Origin of the sequence: Paraburkholderia ferrariae NBRC 106233, from assembly GCF_000685035.1 — a bacterium.
Taxonomy (GTDB): domain Bacteria; phylum Pseudomonadota; class Gammaproteobacteria; order Burkholderiales; family Burkholderiaceae; genus Paraburkholderia; species Paraburkholderia ferrariae.
On the sequence record NZ_BAYB01000008.1, the window covers coordinates 372,534 to 392,089 of the forward strand.

At 66.8% G+C, this 19,556-nt stretch carries 15 protein-coding genes; 9 read left to right on the forward strand and 6 right to left on the reverse strand.

Annotated elements, in window-relative coordinates; genetic code table 11:
* Window positions 1-35: 35 nt before the first annotated feature.
* On the reverse strand, window positions 36-548 hold the full coding sequence (tssB, locus tag BFE01S_RS10460) for a type VI secretion system contractile sheath small subunit (protein ID WP_028225443.1): 513 nt from the start codon (window positions 546-548) through the stop codon (window positions 36-38).
* A 539-nt stretch (window positions 549-1,087) separates the two neighbouring features.
* Here tssB and tssK point away from each other — a divergent pair.
* From tssK to BFE01S_RS10495, 7 genes are all read left to right on the forward strand, one after another.
* Window positions 1,088-2,440 carry a type VI secretion system baseplate subunit TssK gene (tssK, locus tag BFE01S_RS10465; RefSeq protein WP_028225444.1) on the forward strand — a complete coding sequence of 451 codons (1,353 nt, stop codon included), beginning with the start codon at window positions 1,088-1,090 and terminating at the stop codon, window positions 2,438-2,440.
* Window positions 2,437-3,168, forward strand: coding sequence for a DotU family type IV/VI secretion system protein (locus tag BFE01S_RS10470; RefSeq protein WP_028225445.1), 732 nt, complete (start codon window positions 2,437-2,439; stop codon window positions 3,166-3,168). The genes tssK and BFE01S_RS10470 overlap by 4 nt, the downstream gene beginning before the upstream one ends.
* Entirely contained in the window at window positions 3,165-4,892 is a 1,728-nt protein-coding gene (locus BFE01S_RS10475) for an OmpA family protein (RefSeq protein ID WP_028225446.1), read from the forward strand. Before BFE01S_RS10470 ends, BFE01S_RS10475 begins: the two co-directional genes overlap by 4 nt.
* 167 nt (window positions 4,893-5,059) lie before the next feature.
* Window positions 5,060-5,545 carry an Hcp family type VI secretion system effector gene (locus BFE01S_RS10480; protein WP_028225447.1) on the forward strand — a complete coding sequence of 162 codons (486 nt, stop codon included), beginning with the start codon at window positions 5,060-5,062 and terminating at the stop codon, window positions 5,543-5,545.
* A 152-nt stretch (window positions 5,546-5,697) separates the two neighbouring features.
* Window positions 5,698-8,460, forward strand: coding sequence for a type VI secretion system ATPase TssH (tssH, locus tag BFE01S_RS38185; protein WP_042337436.1), 2,763 nt, complete (start codon window positions 5,698-5,700; stop codon window positions 8,458-8,460).
* An 11-nt stretch (window positions 8,461-8,471) separates the two neighbouring features.
* Window positions 8,472-8,897: a type VI secretion system baseplate subunit TssE gene (gene tssE / locus BFE01S_RS10490; RefSeq protein WP_028225448.1), complete on the forward strand. Its 426-nt coding sequence runs from the start codon at window positions 8,472-8,474 to the stop codon at window positions 8,895-8,897.
* A 133-nt stretch (window positions 8,898-9,030) separates the two neighbouring features.
* On the forward strand, window positions 9,031-10,116 hold the full coding sequence (locus tag BFE01S_RS10495) for an extracellular catalytic domain type 1 short-chain-length polyhydroxyalkanoate depolymerase (protein WP_028225449.1): 1,086 nt from the start codon (window positions 9,031-9,033) through the stop codon (window positions 10,114-10,116).
* 60 nt (window positions 10,117-10,176) lie between these two features.
* On the opposite strand, the gene trpS is transcribed toward BFE01S_RS10495, so the two are convergent.
* On the reverse strand, window positions 10,177-11,193 hold the full coding sequence (gene trpS, locus BFE01S_RS10500; RefSeq protein WP_028225450.1) for a tryptophan--tRNA ligase: 1,017 nt from the start codon (window positions 11,191-11,193) through the stop codon (window positions 10,177-10,179).
* A 209-nt stretch (window positions 11,194-11,402) separates the two neighbouring features.
* Window positions 11,403-13,037 carry a sensor domain-containing diguanylate cyclase gene (locus BFE01S_RS38190; RefSeq protein ID WP_063834411.1) on the reverse strand — a complete coding sequence of 545 codons (1,635 nt, stop codon included), beginning with the start codon at window positions 13,035-13,037 and terminating at the stop codon, window positions 11,403-11,405.
* Between the two features lie 240 nt (window positions 13,038-13,277).
* Here BFE01S_RS38190 and BFE01S_RS10510 point away from each other — a divergent pair, with 240 nt between their 5' ends.
* Together BFE01S_RS10510 and BFE01S_RS38195 are read left to right on the forward strand one after the other, a co-directional pair.
* The gene (locus BFE01S_RS10510) at window positions 13,278-14,435 is read left to right on the forward strand and encodes a metallophosphoesterase (RefSeq protein ID WP_028225451.1); all 1,158 of its coding nucleotides are present in this window, start codon (window positions 13,278-13,280) and stop codon (window positions 14,433-14,435) included.
* 173 nt (window positions 14,436-14,608) lie between these two features.
* Window positions 14,609-15,706 (forward strand): AI-2E family transporter, encoded by a 1,098-nt coding sequence (locus tag BFE01S_RS38195; protein WP_042337438.1) that lies wholly within the window; start codon window positions 14,609-14,611, stop codon window positions 15,704-15,706.
* Here the strand turns inward: BFE01S_RS38195 and BFE01S_RS38200 are convergent.
* The 3 genes from BFE01S_RS38200 to BFE01S_RS38205 all read right to left on the reverse strand — a co-directional run bounded on the left by BFE01S_RS38200 (window position 15,703) and on the right by BFE01S_RS38205 (window position 19,555).
* The gene (locus BFE01S_RS38200) at window positions 15,703-17,142 is read right to left on the reverse strand and encodes a heavy metal sensor histidine kinase (RefSeq protein ID WP_042337439.1); all 1,440 of its coding nucleotides are present in this window, start codon (window positions 17,140-17,142) and stop codon (window positions 15,703-15,705) included. The genes BFE01S_RS38195 and BFE01S_RS38200 overlap by 4 nt on opposite strands.
* The gene (locus BFE01S_RS10525; RefSeq protein WP_028225452.1) at window positions 17,139-17,828 is read right to left on the reverse strand and encodes a heavy metal response regulator transcription factor; all 690 of its coding nucleotides are present in this window, start codon (window positions 17,826-17,828) and stop codon (window positions 17,139-17,141) included. The genes BFE01S_RS38200 and BFE01S_RS10525 overlap by 4 nt, the downstream gene beginning before the upstream one ends.
* 101 nt (window positions 17,829-17,929) lie before the next feature.
* Window positions 17,930-19,555: an efflux transporter outer membrane subunit gene (locus BFE01S_RS38205; RefSeq protein WP_084169701.1), complete on the reverse strand. Its 1,626-nt coding sequence runs from the start codon at window positions 19,553-19,555 to the stop codon at window positions 17,930-17,932.
* Between the last annotated feature and the right edge of the window lies 1 nt (window position 19,556).

A 19,556-nucleotide genomic window follows, 5' to 3' on the forward strand; every position in this document is an offset into this window, starting at 1 on the left:
GAAAGCCGGTGAAGGCCCGTTTGGCGCGCTGGCGCTCAGGCATGTCCTTCCGGCTGGGTCGCGGCCGTTGCAAGCTGCCCCAGCTCGCCGCGCAGCCTGTCGGACAGGCGCTTGTCCCGCAGGATCTTTTCGAACTCGCGGCGGAAGGTGCCGTTGTCGAGCAGATTCGATTTCAGGTCGCGCAGCAGATTGCGCATGGCCAGCAGCGCCTGCAGCTCGGGAATCTGGTGAGCCACCTGCTCCGGCCCGAAGTCCTTCATCGCGCGGAACGACAGGTTCACGGGCAGCTCGGAGCCGTCGCCGGCCAGCGTGTTTTCGGCGGCGAACTTCAGGTCCGGCGCATAGTCCGCCAGCACGGCATCGAAATTGTTCTTGTCGATATTGACCTTCCGGCGCTCCGCCAGCGGCGCCTGCTCGCGACCCGCGCTGAAGTCGCCCGCGACCAGCAGCTTGAGCGGTAGTTCGACCTTTTTCTGGGCCCCGCCCGTGTGCAGATCCAGCGTGATTGAGACCCGCGATTTCGGGATTTCTCTTTGAAAGCTGTCCATCAGTATTCCTGATTGTGTTGGTTTCGGAAGCCCGTACAGCAGCACACCGGTTTCGACATGACGCCACGGTCCCCGTGCGTATCAACGCACGCACGAGATCGAGCAATGGCAGTCACGGCGATACCTCACGGCGTAGCCTCCCTCTCTTAAGCCATCTGTCGCCAGCGCATTAAATCGGTTTACTAAAATTAAGTCAAAGTCTTCCCGACATTGGCAACTCTCTCAGCACGTTAAATATTGTTAATTACCTTAAAAATAACAAAATTTTGCTGGTTCACCGCGCAAATTCCCGGCTTCTCGAAGGTATATCGTTGCATTATCCTGCACCAAAAAAGCCGGCAGAATCTGAAAAATTGTGACGGCATCGATAAATTTATGAGAAGCCATCGAGCATTTACAGATATGCCTCATCTTATCTCTAAATAAAAACTAAAAATTCACACAATTCGCATAACGAAATGTATTTACCGTATACAAAAACCGGATTCCATGTTTAGAATCGCGGCGTTCAATAAACAGCAAGACAGACAGACCACGCCATGCGGATCAACAAACCGCTCTTTCACGACGGGCTAATCCTCACGCAGCAGCACTTCCAGCAGCAGGAGCGGTGGACCGGGTTCGCCCTGCAGCAGGTTGTCGCGGCATCGTTCGCCGATCCCTGGGGCGTGCTGGGCGTCGAGGTCGATACGGAAGCACTTGCGACGGGGCGGCTGAAGCTCGAACTGCTCAAAGGTCGCATGCCCGACGGCACGCCGGTGGACACCACGGTATGCGACGCGCTGCCGGCGGCGCGCGATCTGACTCAAGGCGTGCCCGCAGATCTTCAGAGCGTGGTGGTGTTCGCCGCACTGGCGCTGCCCGACGCCAACGGCAACAACTGCCGTTTCGACGAAACCTCGCTTGCACGGCCGCGGCGCGCCTGGCGCGAATTCGCGAAGGTGACGGACCTGAACGGCACGGGCGAAGCCGAGATTGCAGTCGAGCGCCACGCCATCCGCCTGCTGTTCGATTTCGAGCCGCATGCCGACGATACGGTCTGTGCGATTGCGCGTCTCACGCGGGCGGCGAACGGTCAGTTTCAGGTCGATCACCGCTTCGTGCCGCCATGCCTGACACTGGGCAGCCACCCGCTGCACCTCGAACGGATCAACCGGCTCGCCGATATCCTGCAGGCCAGGAGCCTCGCCCTCGGCGCGCGCCGCGGCGAGCGGATCGAACAGATCGCCGAGTTCGGCGTGGCCGATGTCCAGCTCTTCTGGCTGCTGCACTGCATTCACGCAGCGTGGCCGCAACTGCGGCTTTTCGCGTCCCACCCCGCGCGTCCGCCCGAACAGCTATATGTCGCGCTGGCTCAACTCGCGAGTGCGCTCACCACGTTCTCGACCAGCACGCAACTGTCCGATCTTCCGCCGTGGGACCATGTACACGCCGACGACGTGTTCGCAAAACTGGAGTCGACGATCCGTGAGCTGCTCGACGCAATCATTCCGTCACGCGTGGTGCCGATCGGCCTGACACGCAAGAGCCCGACGACCTGGAGCGGTCAGTTCCTGGACGAGCGCATCGTGGACGGCGTCGCGGACTGGTATCTGTCAGTCAGCGCGCCGATGTCCGCATTCGAGCTCGTCGGGCAATTCCCGCGCCTGTGCAAGATCGGCGCGCCGGACGACGTAGAACACATCGTCAACGCGGCGTTGCCCGGCATTCCGCTCAAGGCGGTCCAGCGGGTTCCGGCAGCCATCCCCGTGCGTCTCGACAACCACTACTTCGCGCTGGATGCCACGAGTACCGCGCACGCGAAGATGCTCGCCGCGCGGGCCTGCCAGATCTATCTCCCCGGCTCGGTGGCCGATGCCTCGCTCGAACTCTACGCGGTGCTGCGCTCATGACTACGCTGACTCCGGGCCGCAACCCGGCTGCCCTCCTGGGCGCCTCGCCAGGCGCGGGCCGCGTCAACGGCAGCGGGATGCGGGATCTGCTGCGCGACACAGCCCTCCTTGTGACCTCGATAGGCTCCGGCGGAACGATTCCCGATGCCGCGAAGTTTCGCGAACGCTGCAGGCAGTTGATCCAGCACTTCTCGGACGCGCTCGAACGACGCGGCTATCCCGACGACATTCGCAACGAGGCGCTGCTTGCCCAGTGCGGCGTACTGGACGAAACCGTGTTGCGCCATCTGCCGGCGGAAAGCCGTGCCAGTTGGGAATTGACGCCGTTGCAGGTCGAGCGGTTCAGGATCCACGATGCGGGCGAGCAGGTGATGGCGCGCATCGAAGCGCGGCTGCGCGAAACGCCGGCTCACGCGGACCTGCTCGAATGTTACGCGGCGATCCTGGGCATGGGATTCCGGGGCCGCTATGCGCGCGACGGTCAAGCGAGGCTCGCCGAACTGGGCGCCGCGCTCGATGCGCGGCTCGCGACGCTTCGCCCGTCTGCCGGCCGGCCGTTCATGACGGACCACGCGGCGCACCGGTTTTCCGACTGGCTCTACCGGCTTTCGCCGTGGGCCATGGCGGGCCTCGCCTGCCTTGCCGCCGCGGCGGTCTGGGGCACGTGGAGCGTCACGCTCGATACCCAGCTTGCGAACGTCGCACCAGCAAAGGTCTCGCGGCCGTGAAGTCCGATCTGCCCGTGCTGACCGCCACCCCCACCGGCACACAGGCTGACGGCCATGAGGGCCTGGGCTATCCGTTCCGGCTAGTGGTCGTGCTGGCGGCTGCGCTGACGCTCGCCGTGATCTGGCTCGTCATTCAGCCGGGACTGGGCACGGCGTGGCTGCTTACCGGCGTGATTCTGGTACTCGCCGCCTGGCTCGCGATCTGGCACACCCGGCGGCTCGCTCTCGCGCGCGAACGGAGTGCACCCGTACTCGCTGCGCTCGGCAAGGCCACCGCCGATATTCCGGTTAAGCTGCGCACCCGCATGCCACTCGTGCTGGTGACAGGCGACGACCTCTCGGCACTGTTCAACCGGCATGACGGGGAACGCTACGCGCACGTCGGCGACGGTGCGATCTGGCTGCGCGCGGACCGGCCCCAGGATCTGTCGCGCCTTGCCGCCGCCGTCAAACAGTGGCGCGACGGCCGTGCCCCCGATGGCGTTGTGCTGTCGGTCGTACCGGCCCGCTACGCCGACGCCGACATGCTGACGCAATCATTGCGCGTAGTGCGCCAGGCCGTGGCCGACACCGCGCGCATGCTGGGGACGCGCACGCTTCCGGGTTATGTCGCGGTCTATCAGCGTCTTGCTCCCACCGCCGCGTCGGCGAGTCTCGCTACACCTCAGTGGTACGGCGTTTCGTCGGCCACGCGCATGGTCGATGCGCAGCGCTTCGAAACCATAATCTGCGCGGCCGAGCAGGAGGCCCGGCAAGCGTCGGGGCGTTCCACGGAGCCTACCCGCTCGGCCGCCCTGGCATCAATCGTCGGCTGGACGCAGCACGTCGTGATCTCCGCGCTCGCGGACCGGCGGCAACCGGCCGCTCCGTGGGCGCTCTTCGGCGCCGGCTGGATCGACTGCGGGCCGGCAGGCAGCGCCGCCAATCCGTGGGAGCGCGACGTGGAAATGCATACGTGCGTCATGCGCGCGACGGCCCCGGCCTCGCCCATGCCCTGGCCATTGCCACAACCGCTGATCGAGGCGCTGCCTGTACGGCTCTGGGCGTCGCCGCGGCTGGCCGCGCTGGCCCACGCCCTCATGCTATTGGCCTGTGCAGGTGCTGTCGCGTTCTTCTGCGCCGGAAAGAACAACCAGGCGCTGCTCACGCGCATCAGTGCGGATCTTGGGCGCTACCGCATGATTCCGGCCAACCACGACACCGCAAAGCGGGACGCCCTGCAGGCGCTGGTGGCCGACCGCGACCAGCTCGACCGGTATGCGCGGACCGGCGTTCCGCTGCCGCTGTCGTTCGGCATGTACCGCGGCGCACGATTGATGCCGGTGCTCGACGACGCGATCGCAACGTATCAGCCGCCGCCCCCTCCTCCGGCCATCGTGACGCTCGACAGCATGTCGCTCTTCGACAGCGGCAAGGCAACGCTCAAGGAGGGTTCGACGCGGGTCATGGTGGGCGCACTGGAGCTCATCAAGGCGCATCCCGACAAGCGGATTCTCGTGGCGGGCTACACCGACAACGCAGGCAACGCGGAGCGCAACCTGATCCTCTCCACCGCGCGCGCCGGAGCGGTGCGTGACTGGCTCGTCGATGCGTCGGGCATCCCCGTCACCCGCTTCGCGATCCAGGGCTACGGCGACACGCGCGCCATCGCCAGCAACGACACGGCCGAAGGACGCGCGAGGAACCGTCGTGTGGAAATCACGCTGGTGCCCGACACGCAGTGACATTGCGCAGCGTATGCGGCCGCGCACCGCGGTCGCAGCCCGCACCGGGAGACGGGGAGTCCACGCGGGTATTCCAGCTTTTTAGCCCCCGAAGCCCGGGCTTCGGGATCATGAAGCCCGGTCACTCACTCCGGGCGACTGTCGCAGTAAAAGAGGGGAGTAAAGCAATGGCAATTCCGGCATACATGTGGCTCAAGGACGACGGCGGCGCCGACATCAAGGGTTCGGTCACGGTCCAGGGCCGCGAAGGCAGCGTCGAGGTCACGGCGTTCGACCACGGCCTGCACATTCCGACCGACGGCAACACCGGCAAGCTGACCGGCACGCGCGTGCACAAGCCGATCAAGCTCGTGAAGGAGACCGACGCCTCCACGCCGTATCTCTACAAGGCGGTGACCAGCGGGCAGACGCTGAAGTCGGCCGAGATCAAGTGGTACAAGATCGACGACGCCGGAAAAGAGAAGGAGTACTTCAATACGAAGCTCGACAACGTGAAGATCGTCGCGGTCAGCCCGGTGATGTACGACATCAAGAACCCCGACTTCGAGAAGCACAACCACCTCGAGGAAGTCGAACTGCGCTACGAGACGATTACCTGGTCGTACAAGGACGGCAACATCATCCACAAAGATACCTGGAACGAGCGCTCGTAATCCAGAACGATGCGACGGGAGGCGAGTCCCGCATGACCGCCTCCCTTTGCCAGCCTGCGCGTGCGCCTGCGGCGGGCTGGACTTTTTATTACCACGGGCGCCGTCGCCCTCAGCGGCCGCAGCCTCTTCAACTGTGCGAGAGCAGTCCGAACATGACCCTGCACTACGACCGGAACCCCGCAGTTCGCGATGCCAGCCAGCTTCTGCAGCGACTCAATCCCCACTGCGCGAATGCGTTCGAAGCCGCGGCGAGCCTTTGCCAGACGCGACTTGCGAACGAGATCTCGGTCGAGCACTGGCTGCTGAAACTCATCGAGGCCGGCGACGGCGACATCCCCGCCATCCTGAACCACTACGACCTCGATGTGGACGCCGTCTGGGACGCCTTGATCGCGGCCATCGAGCATAGTCCGCGCAATCTGCGCGGCCGCCCCAGCCTCTCGCCGCAATTGGCCGTCGTGCTGCAGGACGCGTGGTTTCATGCATCGGCTCGCACCACGGCCGCCGATCCGGCGATCCGCTCCGGCAACGTGCTGCAAGCCATCATCGAGGCGCCGCACGTGCTGCGCGCAAGCAACGCCTGGCCACTCCTGTCGGTGAGCACGGCACAGATCGAACGCCTGCTGCCGCGCCTTGGCCAGCGCTCATGCGAGAATCAGGATCAGGAATCCTGCACATTTCCCGAACAATCCGGTACGGCACGGCAAACCGCCGTTGCGGATCGCACGCAGCAGGAAAAAACGGAACCGGCCGCTAAACGCAGTGTGGATGGCGATGCGCTCGGCCGCTTTTCCATCGACATCACGGCCAGGGCGCGCGAAGGCAAGATCGACCCCGTATTCGGGCGGGATAGCGAGATCCAGCAGATGGTCGATGTCCTCGCACGCCGGCGCAAGAATAATCCCATTCTCGTGGGCGAGCCGGGTGTCGGCAAGACGGCGCTCGTTGAAGGCCTGGCGCTGCGCGTGGCCGAAGGCACGGTTCCGCACGCGATCCGCGACGTGCGCCTTCTCACGCTCGACCTCGGCCTGCTTCAGGCCGGCGCCGGCGTGAAAGGCGAATTCGAGCAGCGCCTGAAGAACGTGATCGACGAGGTGCAGGCCTCGCCTGTGCCGATCCTGCTCTTCATCGACGAAGCGCACACGCTGATCGGCGCGGGCAACGCCGCCGGCGGCGCCGACGCGGCGAACCTGCTCAAGCCGGCGCTCGCGCGCGGCGAATTGCGCACGATCGCCGCCACCACCTGGTCCGAATACAAGGAGTACTTCGAGCGCGATGCCGCGCTCGAACGGCGCTTCCAGGTCATCAAGGTCGATGAGCCCGACGACAAGGCCGCCTGCCTGATGCTGCGTGGGCTGAAGTCGCGCTATGCGGCGTACCACAACGTCCACATCCGGGACGAGGCGCTGGTCGCCGCCGTGAAACTGTCGCGCCGCTACATTCCCGCGCGCCAGTTGCCCGACAAGGCCGTGGACCTGATCGACACGGCCGCCGCGCGTGTGCGCATGGGGTTCGAGTCGCCGCCGATCGCGCTGCAGCGGGCACGGGCCGCCGTCTCGGCTCTCGAACTGGAACGCGCCACCGTCGAAGACGACGCCCACGCCGGCATCGACAATACCGCGGCGCGGCGCGCCGCGCTTGCCGCCGCACTCGACGACGCGCGGAGCGAACTCCAGCGCCTGCAGGCGCGCTACCAGGCGGAGCTCGACCTGATTCGGCATCTGCATGAAAAGCGCGATGCCGCGCCCGCGGGCGGTAGCAATGCCTCGCTCGCGAACGCCCGGCACGCGCTCGTGCGGGCCCAGGGCAAGGCGCCGCTGATTTTCGCGGATGTCGATGCGCAGGCGGTCGCGCGCGTGGTCGCCGAGTGGACGGGCGTACCGGTCGGCAGCCTCGTCGAGGACGAATTGCGCAGCCTGCTGACGCTCGAGACACAACTCGCCGAACGTGTGGTCGCGCAGGACGAAGCGCTCGCGGCGCTCGCCGAAAGCCTGCGTACCGCCAGGGCCGGCCTCAAGAACGAACAGGCCCCGCTCGGCGTATTCCTGCTCTCCGGTCCATCGGGCGTGGGCAAAACGGAGACGGCGCTGGCCCTGGCGGACCTCCTCTTCGGCGGCGAAGCGGCCCTCACGACGATCAATATGTCGGAGTACCAGGAATCGCATTCCGTGTCCCAGCTCAAGGGCTCCCCGCCGGGCTATGTCGGCTACGGGCGCGGCGGCATATTGACCGAAGCCGTGCGGCAGCGCCCGTACAGCGTCGTGCTGCTCGATGAAGTCGAGAAGGCGCACCGCGACGTGCTGGACATGTTCTATCAGGTGTTCGACCGCGGCTCGATGCGTGACGGCGAGGGGCGCGAAATCGACTTCCGCAACTGCGTGATCCTGATGACGTCCAATCTGGGCAGCGCACAGATCGACGAGGCCACGCTCGACAATCCGGCGCTCACGCATGCGGAACTGCTTGAGGCCATTCATCCGCAGCTTGTGGCGCACTTTCAGCCGGCGCTGCTAGCGCGCTTCCAGCCGCTTGTCTACCGGCCGCTCGACGCGAACGCGCTCGCCGCCATCGTGCGTCTGAAACTGACGAAGATCGCTCAGCGTCTGAAGCGGCAGCACGACGTGGAATTGATTTGCGACGAAACCCTGACCGGCATGATTGCGGAACTGTGCCTCGCGCGCGATTCCGGGGCGCGCAGCGTGGATGCTTTCCTGAACCAGCGCGTGCTGCCCACGGTGTCGCGCGAGCTGCTCGCGCGAATGGCGGACGGCGCGGCACCGGCCACCATCGCGCTGTCCATTTCGGCCGAAGGGAACCTCACGATCGACTTCGTGGACCGGATCGACAGCGAGCGCGACGCCTCGGTGGTGTATCACGGGCCGGCTCCGGCGCCCCTCGCCGACACGCTCGTTTGAGGTTCGCCGCAATGCCAGCCGGCCCTTCCCTCTATGACATGCTGCTCGGCCACATCGACGGCGAAGCGCTCGAAAACCACGACGACAAAACGCTCGAAATCCTGAGCGTTCAGGCGAACATCCGGCGCATCCTCAACACGCGAGCCGGTGCCCTCAAGCATGTCCCCGCGTATGGGTTGCCCGATCTCACCGACGTGTACCGGAACCTCCCCGCGTCGGTTCACGATCTGCGCAACCAGATGGAAATGACCTTGCTGAAGTTCGAGCCGCGCTTGCGTTCGGTCGAGATTGAAATCGACGACAAGCCGGACCCGGGGCTGATGGTGAGCTTCACAATGATCTGCCACCTGAAGCGAGCGGGCCTCGTGCGCTTCGGGACGTACTTTGAACCGCCGGGCCGCATGACACTGAAGCGTCTGGTGCCGGGGCGCGACTGAGGTGTTCGACGCGCTCAGGCAATCCAGGAGCAGCGAACGCCACCTGGACATCAAGCCGTGAACGCCCTATCGTGGCAACATGGCTAGACGCAGGAACCCGATTTCACCAGCGATATGACATGACGGCTCACGCATGCCCGGTAAAAAAACCCGCCTCTGGCTTAAAGGTTTCGACTTCCTCTCGAGCTTGACGGGAACACGGCCGAAGCGAAAAAAGGCCGCCCCGCGCAAGACCGCGGCAGTCAAGACCGCTAACCCGGCCGCCACCAGGCGCACCGGCAAAGCACGCGTGACCCGTCCGCCTGCGGCACGCACGCCCGGTGTGTGGACGCGCTCGTTTCACTCCGCGCCGGCGCGGGCCGGCCATCTCGTCAATCACCTCGCCTATGCGTTGTATCTGCCGGCCTGCGCGACGTCGCAAGCGAGCCTGCCGCTCGTCGTCATGCTGCACGGCTGCAAGCAGACCGCCGAATCGTTCGCTGCCGGCACACGCATCTGCCGGCTCGCCGAACGTGCCGGATTTGCCGTGCTGTTTCCCGAGCAGGCCAAAACCGCCCATCCGCACCGCTGCTGGCACTGGCACGACAGCCCGGAGCACTCGGAAGCGCCTGCCGTCGCGTCGCTCGTCGAAGCGATGGTTCGCGAACACGGCTTCGACCCTACGCGCATCTATCTCGCGGGCATCTCGGCGGGTGCCGGCCTCGCTGCGGTGCTGGCCGTCCATTATCCGGCGCGCTTTGCCGCTGTCGGCCTGCATTCGGGACCGGTATTCGGCGCCGCGCATTCCACGCTCAGCGCCATGCGCGTCATGCGCAGCGGCAGCCGCGAAGATCCGCTGCATCTTGTCGAAACGTCCGTCGATATCGCGAGCTATCCGGGTATGCCGGCCATCATCGTTCATGGCGAGCTCGATAGCGTTGTCGCGCAGCGCAACGCCGGGCAGCTCGGCGTTCAGTTCGCGCGGCTCAACCGGCTGATCGACGCGCAAGGCACGCTGCGCGTGGGCGAGCAGCGGGTCACGCGCCGCGACAACATCGACTACGTCGATTACCTGAAGGCCGGCCGGCTCGTGGTGCGGGTCGGCATCGTCCGTGGACTGGGGCATGCGTGGAGCGGCGGCGACCCTCGCGAAGCGTTCCATTCCGGCAAGGGCCCCGACGCGACGGCAATGCTGTGGAGCTTCTTCCGCCGCCAGCGGCGCGAGCACGCCGCGGCTTGACCCCCGTGCCCGACGCCTGGCCCCTGGCGATCAAGCGCGAGCGGCCGCTGCGATCACCGCTCAATGCTCGAAGTACGTGAGCCCCATCGCCCGCTTCACCTCGGACAAGGTTTGTCCCGCCACCTCCCGCGCGCGCAGCGTGCCACGGCGCAGCACCTCCAGCACTTCGCCGCGGTCGGCTTCCCGTTCGCGGCGGCGCGTGCGGATGGGTTCGAGCAGCGCCTGCAGCCGCTCGTTGAGCACCTGCTTCACCACGCTGTCGCCCAGGCCGCCGCGGCGGTAGTGCGCCTTCAACGCGTCCACCTTCTGCACATCGGGCTCGAATGCGTCGAGAAACGCGAAGACGACATTGCCCTCCACCTTGCCCGGGTCGCTCACGCGCAGATGCCCGGGGTCGGTGTACATGTCCTTGACGGCCTGCGCGATTTCGTCGGGCGTGGCGCCGAGCGCGATGGCATTGCCGAGCGACTTGCTCATCTTGGCCTTGCCGTCGATCCCCGGCAGCCGCGGCACCGCGGAAAGCACGGGCGCGCACTCCACGAGCACCTCGCGCTCCACGGTGTGGTTGAAGCGGCGCACGAGTTCGTTGGTCTGCTCGATCATCGGCAACTGATCGTCACCCACCGGCACGTGCGTCGCCTTGAATGCGGTGATGTCGGCCGCCTGGCTGACCGGATAGGTGAGAAAGCCCGCGGGAATGTCGCGCTCGAAACCGCGCAGGCGAATCTCTTCCTTGATGGTGGGATTACGTTCGAGGCGCGCGACCGTCACGAGGTTGAGCAGGTATTGCGACAGCTCGGCCAGCTCCGGCACCTGCGACTGGATGCAAATAGTCGATTTCGCGGGATCGATGCCCACGGCGAGGTAATCGAGCGCGACTTCGATCACGTTGGCCGTCACGCGCTGGTGCCGGCCCACGTTGTCGGTCAGCGCCTGGGTGTCCGCCAGCAGCAGGAACTGCCGCGCCTCGTGCTGGAGCGCCACGCGTGCGCGCAGCGAGCCGATGTAGTGGCCAAGATGCAGCGGACCGGTCGTGCGGTCGCCGGTGAGGATGGTGGGCAGGCTTGTCGATGTCACGGTGAGGGCTCCACGGATTCGATACCGCCAGCCGCCAGCGCGCAGAAACGACAATGCCGCCAGGACTGGCGGCATCACGTTTTAAGGGTGCAAAGAGTGCGTAAAGAAACGGGCCGCCGGGTTCAGGCGCGCCACCAGCGATGCAGGTTCAGCGAAAGCGGTTTCGTTTCCATCGGATCAGTATAGCCTGGCCACGCCGCGAACGCGGACTACGGCTGCTCCATGGGAGCCGATGCGGACGCCGAAGCCGCAACCGCCGCGGCCGCGGGCACCGCCACCCGCGCATCGTGCCGGATGTCGCGCTGGCCGCCGACGATGCAGTTTCTCCCCGAAGCCTTGGCCTCGTAGACGGCCTCGTCGGCCATGCGGATGAGCTGATCCACGTGCTCGATCTCGCCGCCCTCCGAACTCGCAATGCCCACGCTCACGGTAACGCGGCCGAACGTGCTGGGCGCATGTTCGATGGCGAGATCCCACACGGCCGTGCGAATCCGCTCGGCCAGCAGCGCTGCATCGGACTCCGAAGTTTCCGGCAAGACCGTGAGGAACTCTTCGCCACCGTAACGCGCGGCGGTGTCCGCGGGCCGGCGCAGGCACATCGCAATGCTGTGGGCGACGGTGGCGAGCGCATCGTCGCCCGCCTGGTGTCCATAGCAGTCGTTGAAGGCCTTGAAGCGATCCACGTCGATGAAGAGAATCGCGAGCGCGCGGTGCGTTCGCCGCGCGCGCCGCCACTCCTGCTCGAGCGTTTCGTCGAGCAGGCGCCGGTTCGCCAGCCCCGTGAGACCGTCGGTGCGCGCGAGCAGCCGCAACTCCGACTCCGCGCGCATGCGCCGGCGCAGTTGCGCGCTCAACTGCACCGCGAGGACGATGAGCCCGAGCGCGAAGAGCCCCATGACCGAGCCGAGCTTGATGGCCCGCTGCCGCCACGCGCCGAAGATGTCGGTGTCCGCCTCGGCCACCATGATGATGAACGGCAGCTTCGGAAAGTTGCGAAAGAAGTAGTGCCGCCGGATGCCGTCGATGCTCGATGTATCGGAGAAGTAGCCTTCGGAGGCGGCGGCGAAGTGGCGGAAGGTGCTCGCGCTGGCGATGCTGCGCCCCGGGATGCCCGGGTCGAACGGCTGGCGCATGAACATCACGCCGTCCTTGCCGACGAGCGAGATGGCGCCGTGCGGCCCGACGGCGAGGCCTTCGAAGAGCCGCTGAAAATACTCGGGCCGGATCGCCATGACGACGACGCCCGCAAAGCTGCCGTCGGGATGCGAGAGCCGCATGCTGAGCGCAATGCGCGCCCCGCCGCCGAGGCGCGAGCCATAGGGGTCGCTCACGTACAGTCCGGCGTCGGCGCGGTCGCGGTGGATCCAGAAGTACTTGCGGTCGGCGAAGTTGCCTTTGCGCGGTATGTCGCTGCCGGAGTCGATCTGGATATTGCCCTGCTCGTCGAGCACGTACATGCCGCCGAGGTATTCCGCCGTGGCCGCGCGGTCGAACAGGACGAGGCGCTCCAGCCGGGGCGGCAGCGCCATGATCTCGGGCTGCCTGATGCCTTCGGCCACGGCCCGAAGCGAGAGGCCGTAAATCTCGAAGTTGCGTTCGATGTCGCGCTCGGCCACGAGCGCGATGCTGTGCGAGCTTTCCTGAGCGTGTTCGAGCGCGTCCATGCGGCTCTGATAGAGCGCCACCGCGTACAGAACGGCCAGCGTGAGGGCCGCGACCACGCCGCCCGCGACAATGGCGTTCGGGCCGGCATGGAGCGCGCCGCGCAGCGGCCTTCCGGCCAGCCGGAGGCGGTATCTGACGCGTGCTGTGATCCGCCCGGAGTCCGGCATGGTGTTCGGCATATCCCGATGTCGCCTGGAAAAGATGCGTGGACAGGACGCAATGACCTTGTGTTTTACGGCTTCTCGCCAGAAAACTTGAGGGAATGCCGCACGGCCGCAGGATCGGCCGCGCAAAAGGGACATACCGGACCGAGCCCGGCACGCTCTGTGCGCGGTGGGTAAAATGCTTCGCAGCCTGCGCGCCCCGCGCCCGGGCGCGCCCTGCCGGGCCGCCCTTTTTGCTCTCCCGCCGCCTCCGCCATGCCCCGACTGTCCTTTTTCGTGCGCTTCATCACCATCGGCGTGCTGCTGCACGTCTATGTCGGCTTCCGGCTGATCCCCGACCTGCCGGTGCCCGCGGCCGGCAAATGGCTCGCGGCGCTGTGGCTCGTGCTCTCGTGCCTCGTGATTCCGCCCGGCATGCTCGCGCGCACGATCCGGCGCCAGCCGCTCGCCGACCGCCTCGCCTGGGCCGGCATGCTCGCCATGGGGTTCTTTTCGTCGCTGCTGATGCTCACGATCCTGCGCGACCTCGTGCTGGCCTCGCTGATGACGGTGGAGGCGATCTGGCCGAGCGCCGTGAATCTCGCGGACTGGCGCACCGTCAGTGCCGCCGTGGTGATCGGGCTCGCGCTGCTTTCGAGCGCCATCGGCTTCTTCAATGCGCGGCGCCGCGCACCGGTGCGCACGGTGGAGGTGCCGATCCGCGGCCTGCCCGCCGACCTCGACGGCTTCACGATCGTCCAGTTGAGCGACATCCACGTCGGGCCGACGATCAAGCACGACTATGTCGAGGCAATCGTGCGGGCCGTGAATCAGCTCGACCCGGATATCGTCGCGATCACGGGCGACGTGGTGGACGGCAGCGTCGCGCAGCTTGCGCGCCACACCGCGCCGCTCGGCACGCTGGCTGCGCGCCACGGCGTGTATCTCGTGACCGGCAACCACGAGTACTACTCGGGCGCCGACGCCTGGGTGGCCGAATTCCGCCGCATCGGCCTCACGGTGCTGATGAACCAGCATGTCGTGATCGAACACCGCGACGCGCGACTCGTGCTGGCCGGCGTCACCGACTACACGGCCGGCCATTTCGACCCCGCGCAGCGCAGCGACCCGGCGGCGGCGCTCGCCGGCGCGCCCGCGGACGTGGATACGCGCGTGCTGCTCGCGCACCAGCCGCGCACGGCACACGCGGCGGCCGATGCGGGCTTCACGCTGCAGCTATCCGGCCATACGCACGGCGGCCAGATCTTCCCGTGGAATTTCCTCGTGCGGCTGCAACAGCCGTTCACGGCCGGGCTCGCGAAGCTCGGCAGCCTGTGGGTCTACACGAGCCGCGGCACGGGCTACTGGGGGCCGCCGAAGCGCCTCGGCGCGCCATCGGAAATCACGCGCGTACGCCTCGTGGGCACGAACTGACCCGCGAAAGCGCGCGTCCGCCCGCCTCTCCTTCGTCCTTCGCCGCCGCGCCACGGCCGCTGCCGCCGTGAGTCCGGCTGCGCGCGCCCGCGCCGCGCCTCGGGGCCGAGCCGGTATCATGAGCCCGGCGCGCCCCCTTTTCCTTCGCCCGCACCCACAGGAAACCCTTGCCCATGGACGGCAACAAGCATCTTCACCAGACCGCCTTCTACCTGCTGCTGCTCGCAGTTTCCGTCGCGCTGTGCTTCATCCTCGCGCCCTTCTTCAGCACCGTGCTGTGGGGCGCCATCCTCGCGCTCATCTTCCAGCCCGTGCAGCGCCGGCTCGTCGCGCGCCTCGGCCGCCGGCGCAATCTCGCCGCCTTCATCACGCTCATGCTCTGTCTCCTGATCGTGATCCTGCCGCTCACGCTCGTGGCCGGCACGCTGGTCCAGCAGGTGGCCTACGCCTATGGCCAGGTCCGCTCGGGCAGCCTCGATGTCGGCGCGTACTTCAGCCAGATCGTCCACGCGCTGCCGCAGTCGCTCCAGAACCTGCTCGCGCGCTACAACCTGATGGACCTGCCTGGCCTGCAGCAGCGCCTCACCGCCGGCGCCGCGCAGATCAGCCAGTTCGTCGCCACGCGCGCGCTGAGCCTCGGCCAGATCACCGTGCAGGTGGCCGTGAGTTTCTGCGTGATGCTCTATCTGTTCTATTTTCTCGTGCGCGACGGCCGCGAGATCTCGAAGCTCATCCGCAGCGCCATTCCGCTCGACGAGCAGCACAAGCAACATCTGATCCGCAAGTTCACGACGGTGATCCGCGCGACGGTCAAAGGCAATCTGGCGGTGGCGTTCGTGCAGGGCGCGCTGGGCGGCATCGCCCTTGCTGTGCTCGGCATTCAGGGCGCGCTGCTGTGGGGCTTCGTGATGATGCTGCTCTCGCTGCTGCCCGCGGTGGGCGCGGCGCTCGTCTGGGGGCCCGTGGCGATCTACTTCTTCTCGACGGGCGCCGTGGCCAAGGGGCTTGGCCTCGTGATCTTCGGCTCGCTCGTGATCGGCACCGTCGATAACGTCCTGCGCCCCGTGCTGGTGGGCAAGGACACGCGCTTGCCCGACTGGGTGGTGCTGATCTCGACGCTCGGCGGCATCTCGCTCATCGGCATCAACGGGTTCGTGATCGGGCCGCTCGTCGCCGCGCTCTTCATCAGCTGCTGGGACCTGCTGCGGCGCGACCAGATCAGCCAGGAAGGCGGGGCCAGCGCCCAGGCCGACGACGGCACCGCGGGCTAAGGCGAAACGTGCAGCGGCAGCCCCGCGCGGCCGCGCTGCCCGGTATCGGCCACAACCGGCGCATTCGTCTGCGCGCCGTCCACCGCGACCGAAAAGCCGAACGTATTGACGCCGTCCGCGCTGCGCACGAACACCGTGCCGCCGTGCATCTCCGCCACCGCCTTGACGATGGAGAGCCCGAGACCGTGATTCTCGTGGCTGTTCGAGCGCGCCTCCTGAATGCGGTAGAAGCGGTCGAAGATATGCTCGCGCACCACCGGATCGAGCGGCTCGCCCGGATTCGAAACGGCGATCTCCACGTGGCCGTCCTGCGGCGCGATGGTCGCTTCGAGCGTGGTGCCGGGCTGCGAATGCTGGATCGCGTTGACGAAGAGGTTGCTCACCGCGCGGCCGATCAGCGAGGTGTTCACCCACGCGCGCGCATCGCCCTGCACCTGCACGCTTAGCTGCGCGTCTTCGAGCGGCATTTCGAGGAACTCCAGCATGCGCTCCAGTTCGGCGCGCAGCGACACTTCGGTCAGCTCCGTCGCGCGCTCGCCGCGGTCGCTGCGCGAGAGGAACAGCATGTCGTTGACGATCACGCGCAATCGTTCGAACTCCTCCAGATTCGACTGCAGCGTTTGCCGCAGTTGCAGCACCGAGCGGTCGCGCGTGAGCGCCACCTGGGTCTGGCCGATCAGGATGCTGACCGGCGTGCGCAGTTCGTGCGCGACGTCGGCGTTGAACGATTCGAGCCGCTCGTAGGCCTTGTCGAGCCGCTCCAGCGCGCCGTTGAACGAGGTCGCCAGTTCGTGCAGTTCTTCGGGCAGCGCGTCGTCGTGCAGGCGCTGCCGCCGGTTCGAAGGGCTCAGTTGCGCGGCTTCGCGCGAGAGCCGCGTGAGCGGCGCGAGGCCGAAGCGCGTCACGGCCCGGCTCAGCAGCGCCACCGCAATGGTCGAGGCCGCGATCAGCATGCCGAGCACGAGGCCGAAGCGCTGCAGCATCCGCTCGGTGCGTTCGCAGTCGCTCCCGACGACGAGCCTCACGGCCGGCCGGTCGCCGCTCGCGGGCACCATGTAGCGGGTCACCACGATGTCGTAGTCGGCGCCAGGCGGGCGGATCAGTTGATGCTTCGGCCCGAGCGTGTCGGTCACCACGCCGGCGATGGGCGTGCCGAAACGAAAGCGCGGGTCGGGGCCTTCCACGTAGTAGTGCATGCGGCTGTCGGCCGGCGAGAGGTCGCGCAGCTTCTCCTGCACGAAGGCCCACTTCTGCACGTCGGGTGCGTGCGCAACGATCAGGCTCGCAATGCGCGCCCGCGTGTCGAGCGTCTCGCGCAGCTCGTCCATGAGCTGGTTCCTCATCAGCAGGAAGAGCCCCGTGCCGGTCAGCGTGAACACGACGAGCGACACCGCCGCGAACATGGCCGAGAGCCGCAGCGAGATCGAGTGTTTCATGACGGCTGGCCTCCCTCCTCGCGCACTTCCAGCACATAGCCCATGCCGCGGATGGTGTGCAGGAGCTTGGCCGCATGCGGGCCGTCCAGCTTCGCACGCAGACGCTTGATCGCCGTTTCGACCACGTTGGCATTGCTCTCGAAGTTCACGTCCCAGACGAGTTCGGTGATGAGCGTCTTCGAGAGAATTTCGCCGCGCCGCCGCGCGAGCACCGATAGTAGCTGGAACTCCTTCGCGGTGAGATCGAGCCGCACGCCGTCACGCGTTGCGCGGCGGCTGATGAGGTCCACCTGAAGATCGCCCACCGAGATCAGCGTGGACTCCTGCGAACGCGCGCGGCGCGTGAGCGCGCGCAGCCGTTCGACCAGTTCGAGGAACGAGAAAGGCTTCGTCATGTAGTCGTCGGCGCCGTCGCGCAGGCCGTGCACACGGTCGTCCACGCGGTCGCGCGCGGTCAGCATGATGACGGGCGTGTCCTTCTTCGTGCGCAGCGCGCGCAGCACGCCGAAGCCGTCGAGCTTCGGCAGCATCACGTCGAGCACGATCACGTCGAAGTCGTACTCCGTGGCCATCCACGCGCCTTCCTCGCCGTCCATCGCCACGTCGACGATCCAGCCCTGCTCGGTCAGCCCGCTGCGCAGGTAATCCACCACCTTGCGCTCGTCTTCGATTACCAATACCTTCATGCCCGTTTCTCCCTCTTCGTGCGGTGCTGTGCGGTGCCGTGCAACTCCGTGCCGCTGGCCGTCCGCTGCCTTCGCCGCGCCGGACGAGACGCTACGCGAGGTCAGCTTTTTCCGCCCACAGCCGCGAGCGCGGCTGCGTTCCCCGTTGCAGGCACGGCGCTCGCGCCTTGCATGCCCTGTGTTTGCAGGCCCGGGGTGGTTCCCGTGCTCCCCGCGCCCTGTGCGGCCGCCGGCACGGCGCGGCACGTGCCCGCGCTGCATGCCAGTTCGCGCTCGTCGGCGCTCCAGCCGCCACCCAGCGCCTTCGCGAGATACACCACCATCGCAACCTGCTGACCGTGAATCTGCACCTCCGTGCGCTCGCTGGCAAGTAGTTGCTGCTCGGCGGTCAGCACGTCGAGGAAGGCCACGAGGCCGCCCTGGTAGCGGTCGTTCGCGAGATCGTAGGACTGGCGTGCGTCGTCCACGGCCGCCTGGCCTTCGGTCGAGGCGCGCTCCAGCACGGACAGACCCGTTACCGCATTTTGCACCTCCTCGAACGCGGTGAGCACGGTTTGCCGGTAACTGGCTTCGGCCGAAACGTAGCCCGCCTGGGCGTAATCCACGCCCGCCGCGCGCTTGCCGCCGTCGAACAGCACCTCGCCGGCGCTCGCGCCGAGCGACCACATGAGGCTCGGCACCGAGAAGAGCGTGCCGAAGCGGGTGGACTCCCAGCCGAGGCTGGGCGAAAGCGTGATGTCCGGATAGTAGGCCGAGCGGGCCACGCCGATCTGCGCGTTAGCCGCGGCCATGGCGCGTTCGGCCGAGGCGACGTCGGGGCGGCGCTGCATCAGTTCGCTCGGCAGGCCCGCGGGCAACGCGGGCACCGGCAGCGGCGTGACTTTCGGCGCGATCGAGAACTCGGGCGCGGGCTTGCCGATCAGCACCGCAATGGCATGTTCGTCCTGCTGGCGCGTGTTCGCGAGCAGCTCGGCCTGGGTCTTCGTGGCGTCGAGCTGGGCCTTTTGCTGCAACAGGTTGAGACCCGAAACGGCTCCCAGGTCGTGCTGCGCGGTGACGAAATCGAGCGCCTTTTGTTGCAGCGTCACCGACTGGTTCACGACGTCGATCTCGTCGTCGAGCTCGCGCAGCGCGTAGTAGTCGGTTGCGAGTTCGGCGGTGAGCACGAGGCGCGCGTTTGCGAGGTCGTCTCCGGCTTGCTGCGTGGAAGCCTGCGCCGACTCCACCATGCGGCGGATGCGGCCGAACAGGTCCAGCTCGTAGCTGATCGTGGGGCCCACGGTAATGTCGTTCTGGACCGTGGACATGTTCGGCGTGGCGTAGGTCAACTGCGGCCGGTTCGCCGAGACGCGCGCACGCGCGAGGCTGCCGTCGAGCGTGACCTGCGGTGCCTGTTGCGAGGACACCGAAGCAAGCGTCGCGCGCGCCTGATCGTAGTGCGCGACGGCCACACGCAGCGTCTGGTTCTCCGCCAGCGCCTGGGTTTCGAGATCGTTCAGCTCGGCGTTGTCGAACGCCTTCCACCACTGCGGATCGAGCGGCGCATGCGAGGGCTGCGCCGCGTGCCAGTACGAATCGGCGGGATCGACGCGCCAGCCGGCCGGGCTGGCCGTTTGCGGCGCGTGATAATCCGGTCCCACCGTGCAGGCAGCGAGGGACGTTGCAGCGAGCGCCGCCAGTCCCGCGCGGGCACGCGCGCCGAGCCGGGGCTTTGCGTGACGCTTCATG

Bases quoted from the DNA above. Each gene is read 5' to 3' on its own strand.
- tssB (WP_028225443.1), bottom strand. From the start codon at position 548: ATGGACAGCTTTCAAAGAGAAATCCCGAAATCGCGGGTCTCAATCACG.
- tssK (WP_028225444.1), top strand. From the start codon at position 1,088: ATGCGGATCAACAAACCGCTCTTTCACGACGGGCTAATCCTCACGCAG.
- BFE01S_RS10470 (WP_028225445.1), top strand. From the start codon at position 2,437: ATGACTACGCTGACTCCGGGCCGCAACCCGGCTGCCCTCCTGGGCGCC.
- BFE01S_RS10480 (WP_028225447.1), top strand. From the start codon at position 5,060: ATGGCAATTCCGGCATACATGTGGCTCAAGGACGACGGCGGCGCCGAC.
- tssH (WP_042337436.1), top strand. From the start codon at position 5,698: ATGACCCTGCACTACGACCGGAACCCCGCAGTTCGCGATGCCAGCCAG.
- tssE (WP_028225448.1), top strand. From the start codon at position 8,472: ATGCCAGCCGGCCCTTCCCTCTATGACATGCTGCTCGGCCACATCGAC.
- BFE01S_RS10495 (WP_028225449.1), top strand. From the start codon at position 9,031: ATGCCCGGTAAAAAAACCCGCCTCTGGCTTAAAGGTTTCGACTTCCTC.
- BFE01S_RS38190 (WP_063834411.1), bottom strand. From the start codon at position 13,037: ATGCCGAACACCATGCCGGACTCCGGGCGGATCACAGCACGCGTCAGA.
- BFE01S_RS10510 (WP_028225451.1), top strand. From the start codon at position 13,278: ATGCCCCGACTGTCCTTTTTCGTGCGCTTCATCACCATCGGCGTGCTG.
- BFE01S_RS38195 (WP_042337438.1), top strand. From the start codon at position 14,609: ATGGACGGCAACAAGCATCTTCACCAGACCGCCTTCTACCTGCTGCTG.
- BFE01S_RS38200 (WP_042337439.1), bottom strand. From the start codon at position 17,142: ATGAAACACTCGATCTCGCTGCGGCTCTCGGCCATGTTCGCGGCGGTG.
- BFE01S_RS10525 (WP_028225452.1), bottom strand. From the start codon at position 17,828: ATGAAGGTATTGGTAATCGAAGACGAGCGCAAGGTGGTGGATTACCTG.
- BFE01S_RS38205 (WP_084169701.1), bottom strand. From the start codon at position 19,555: ATGAAGCGTCACGCAAAGCCCCGGCTCGGCGCGCGTGCCCGCGCGGGA.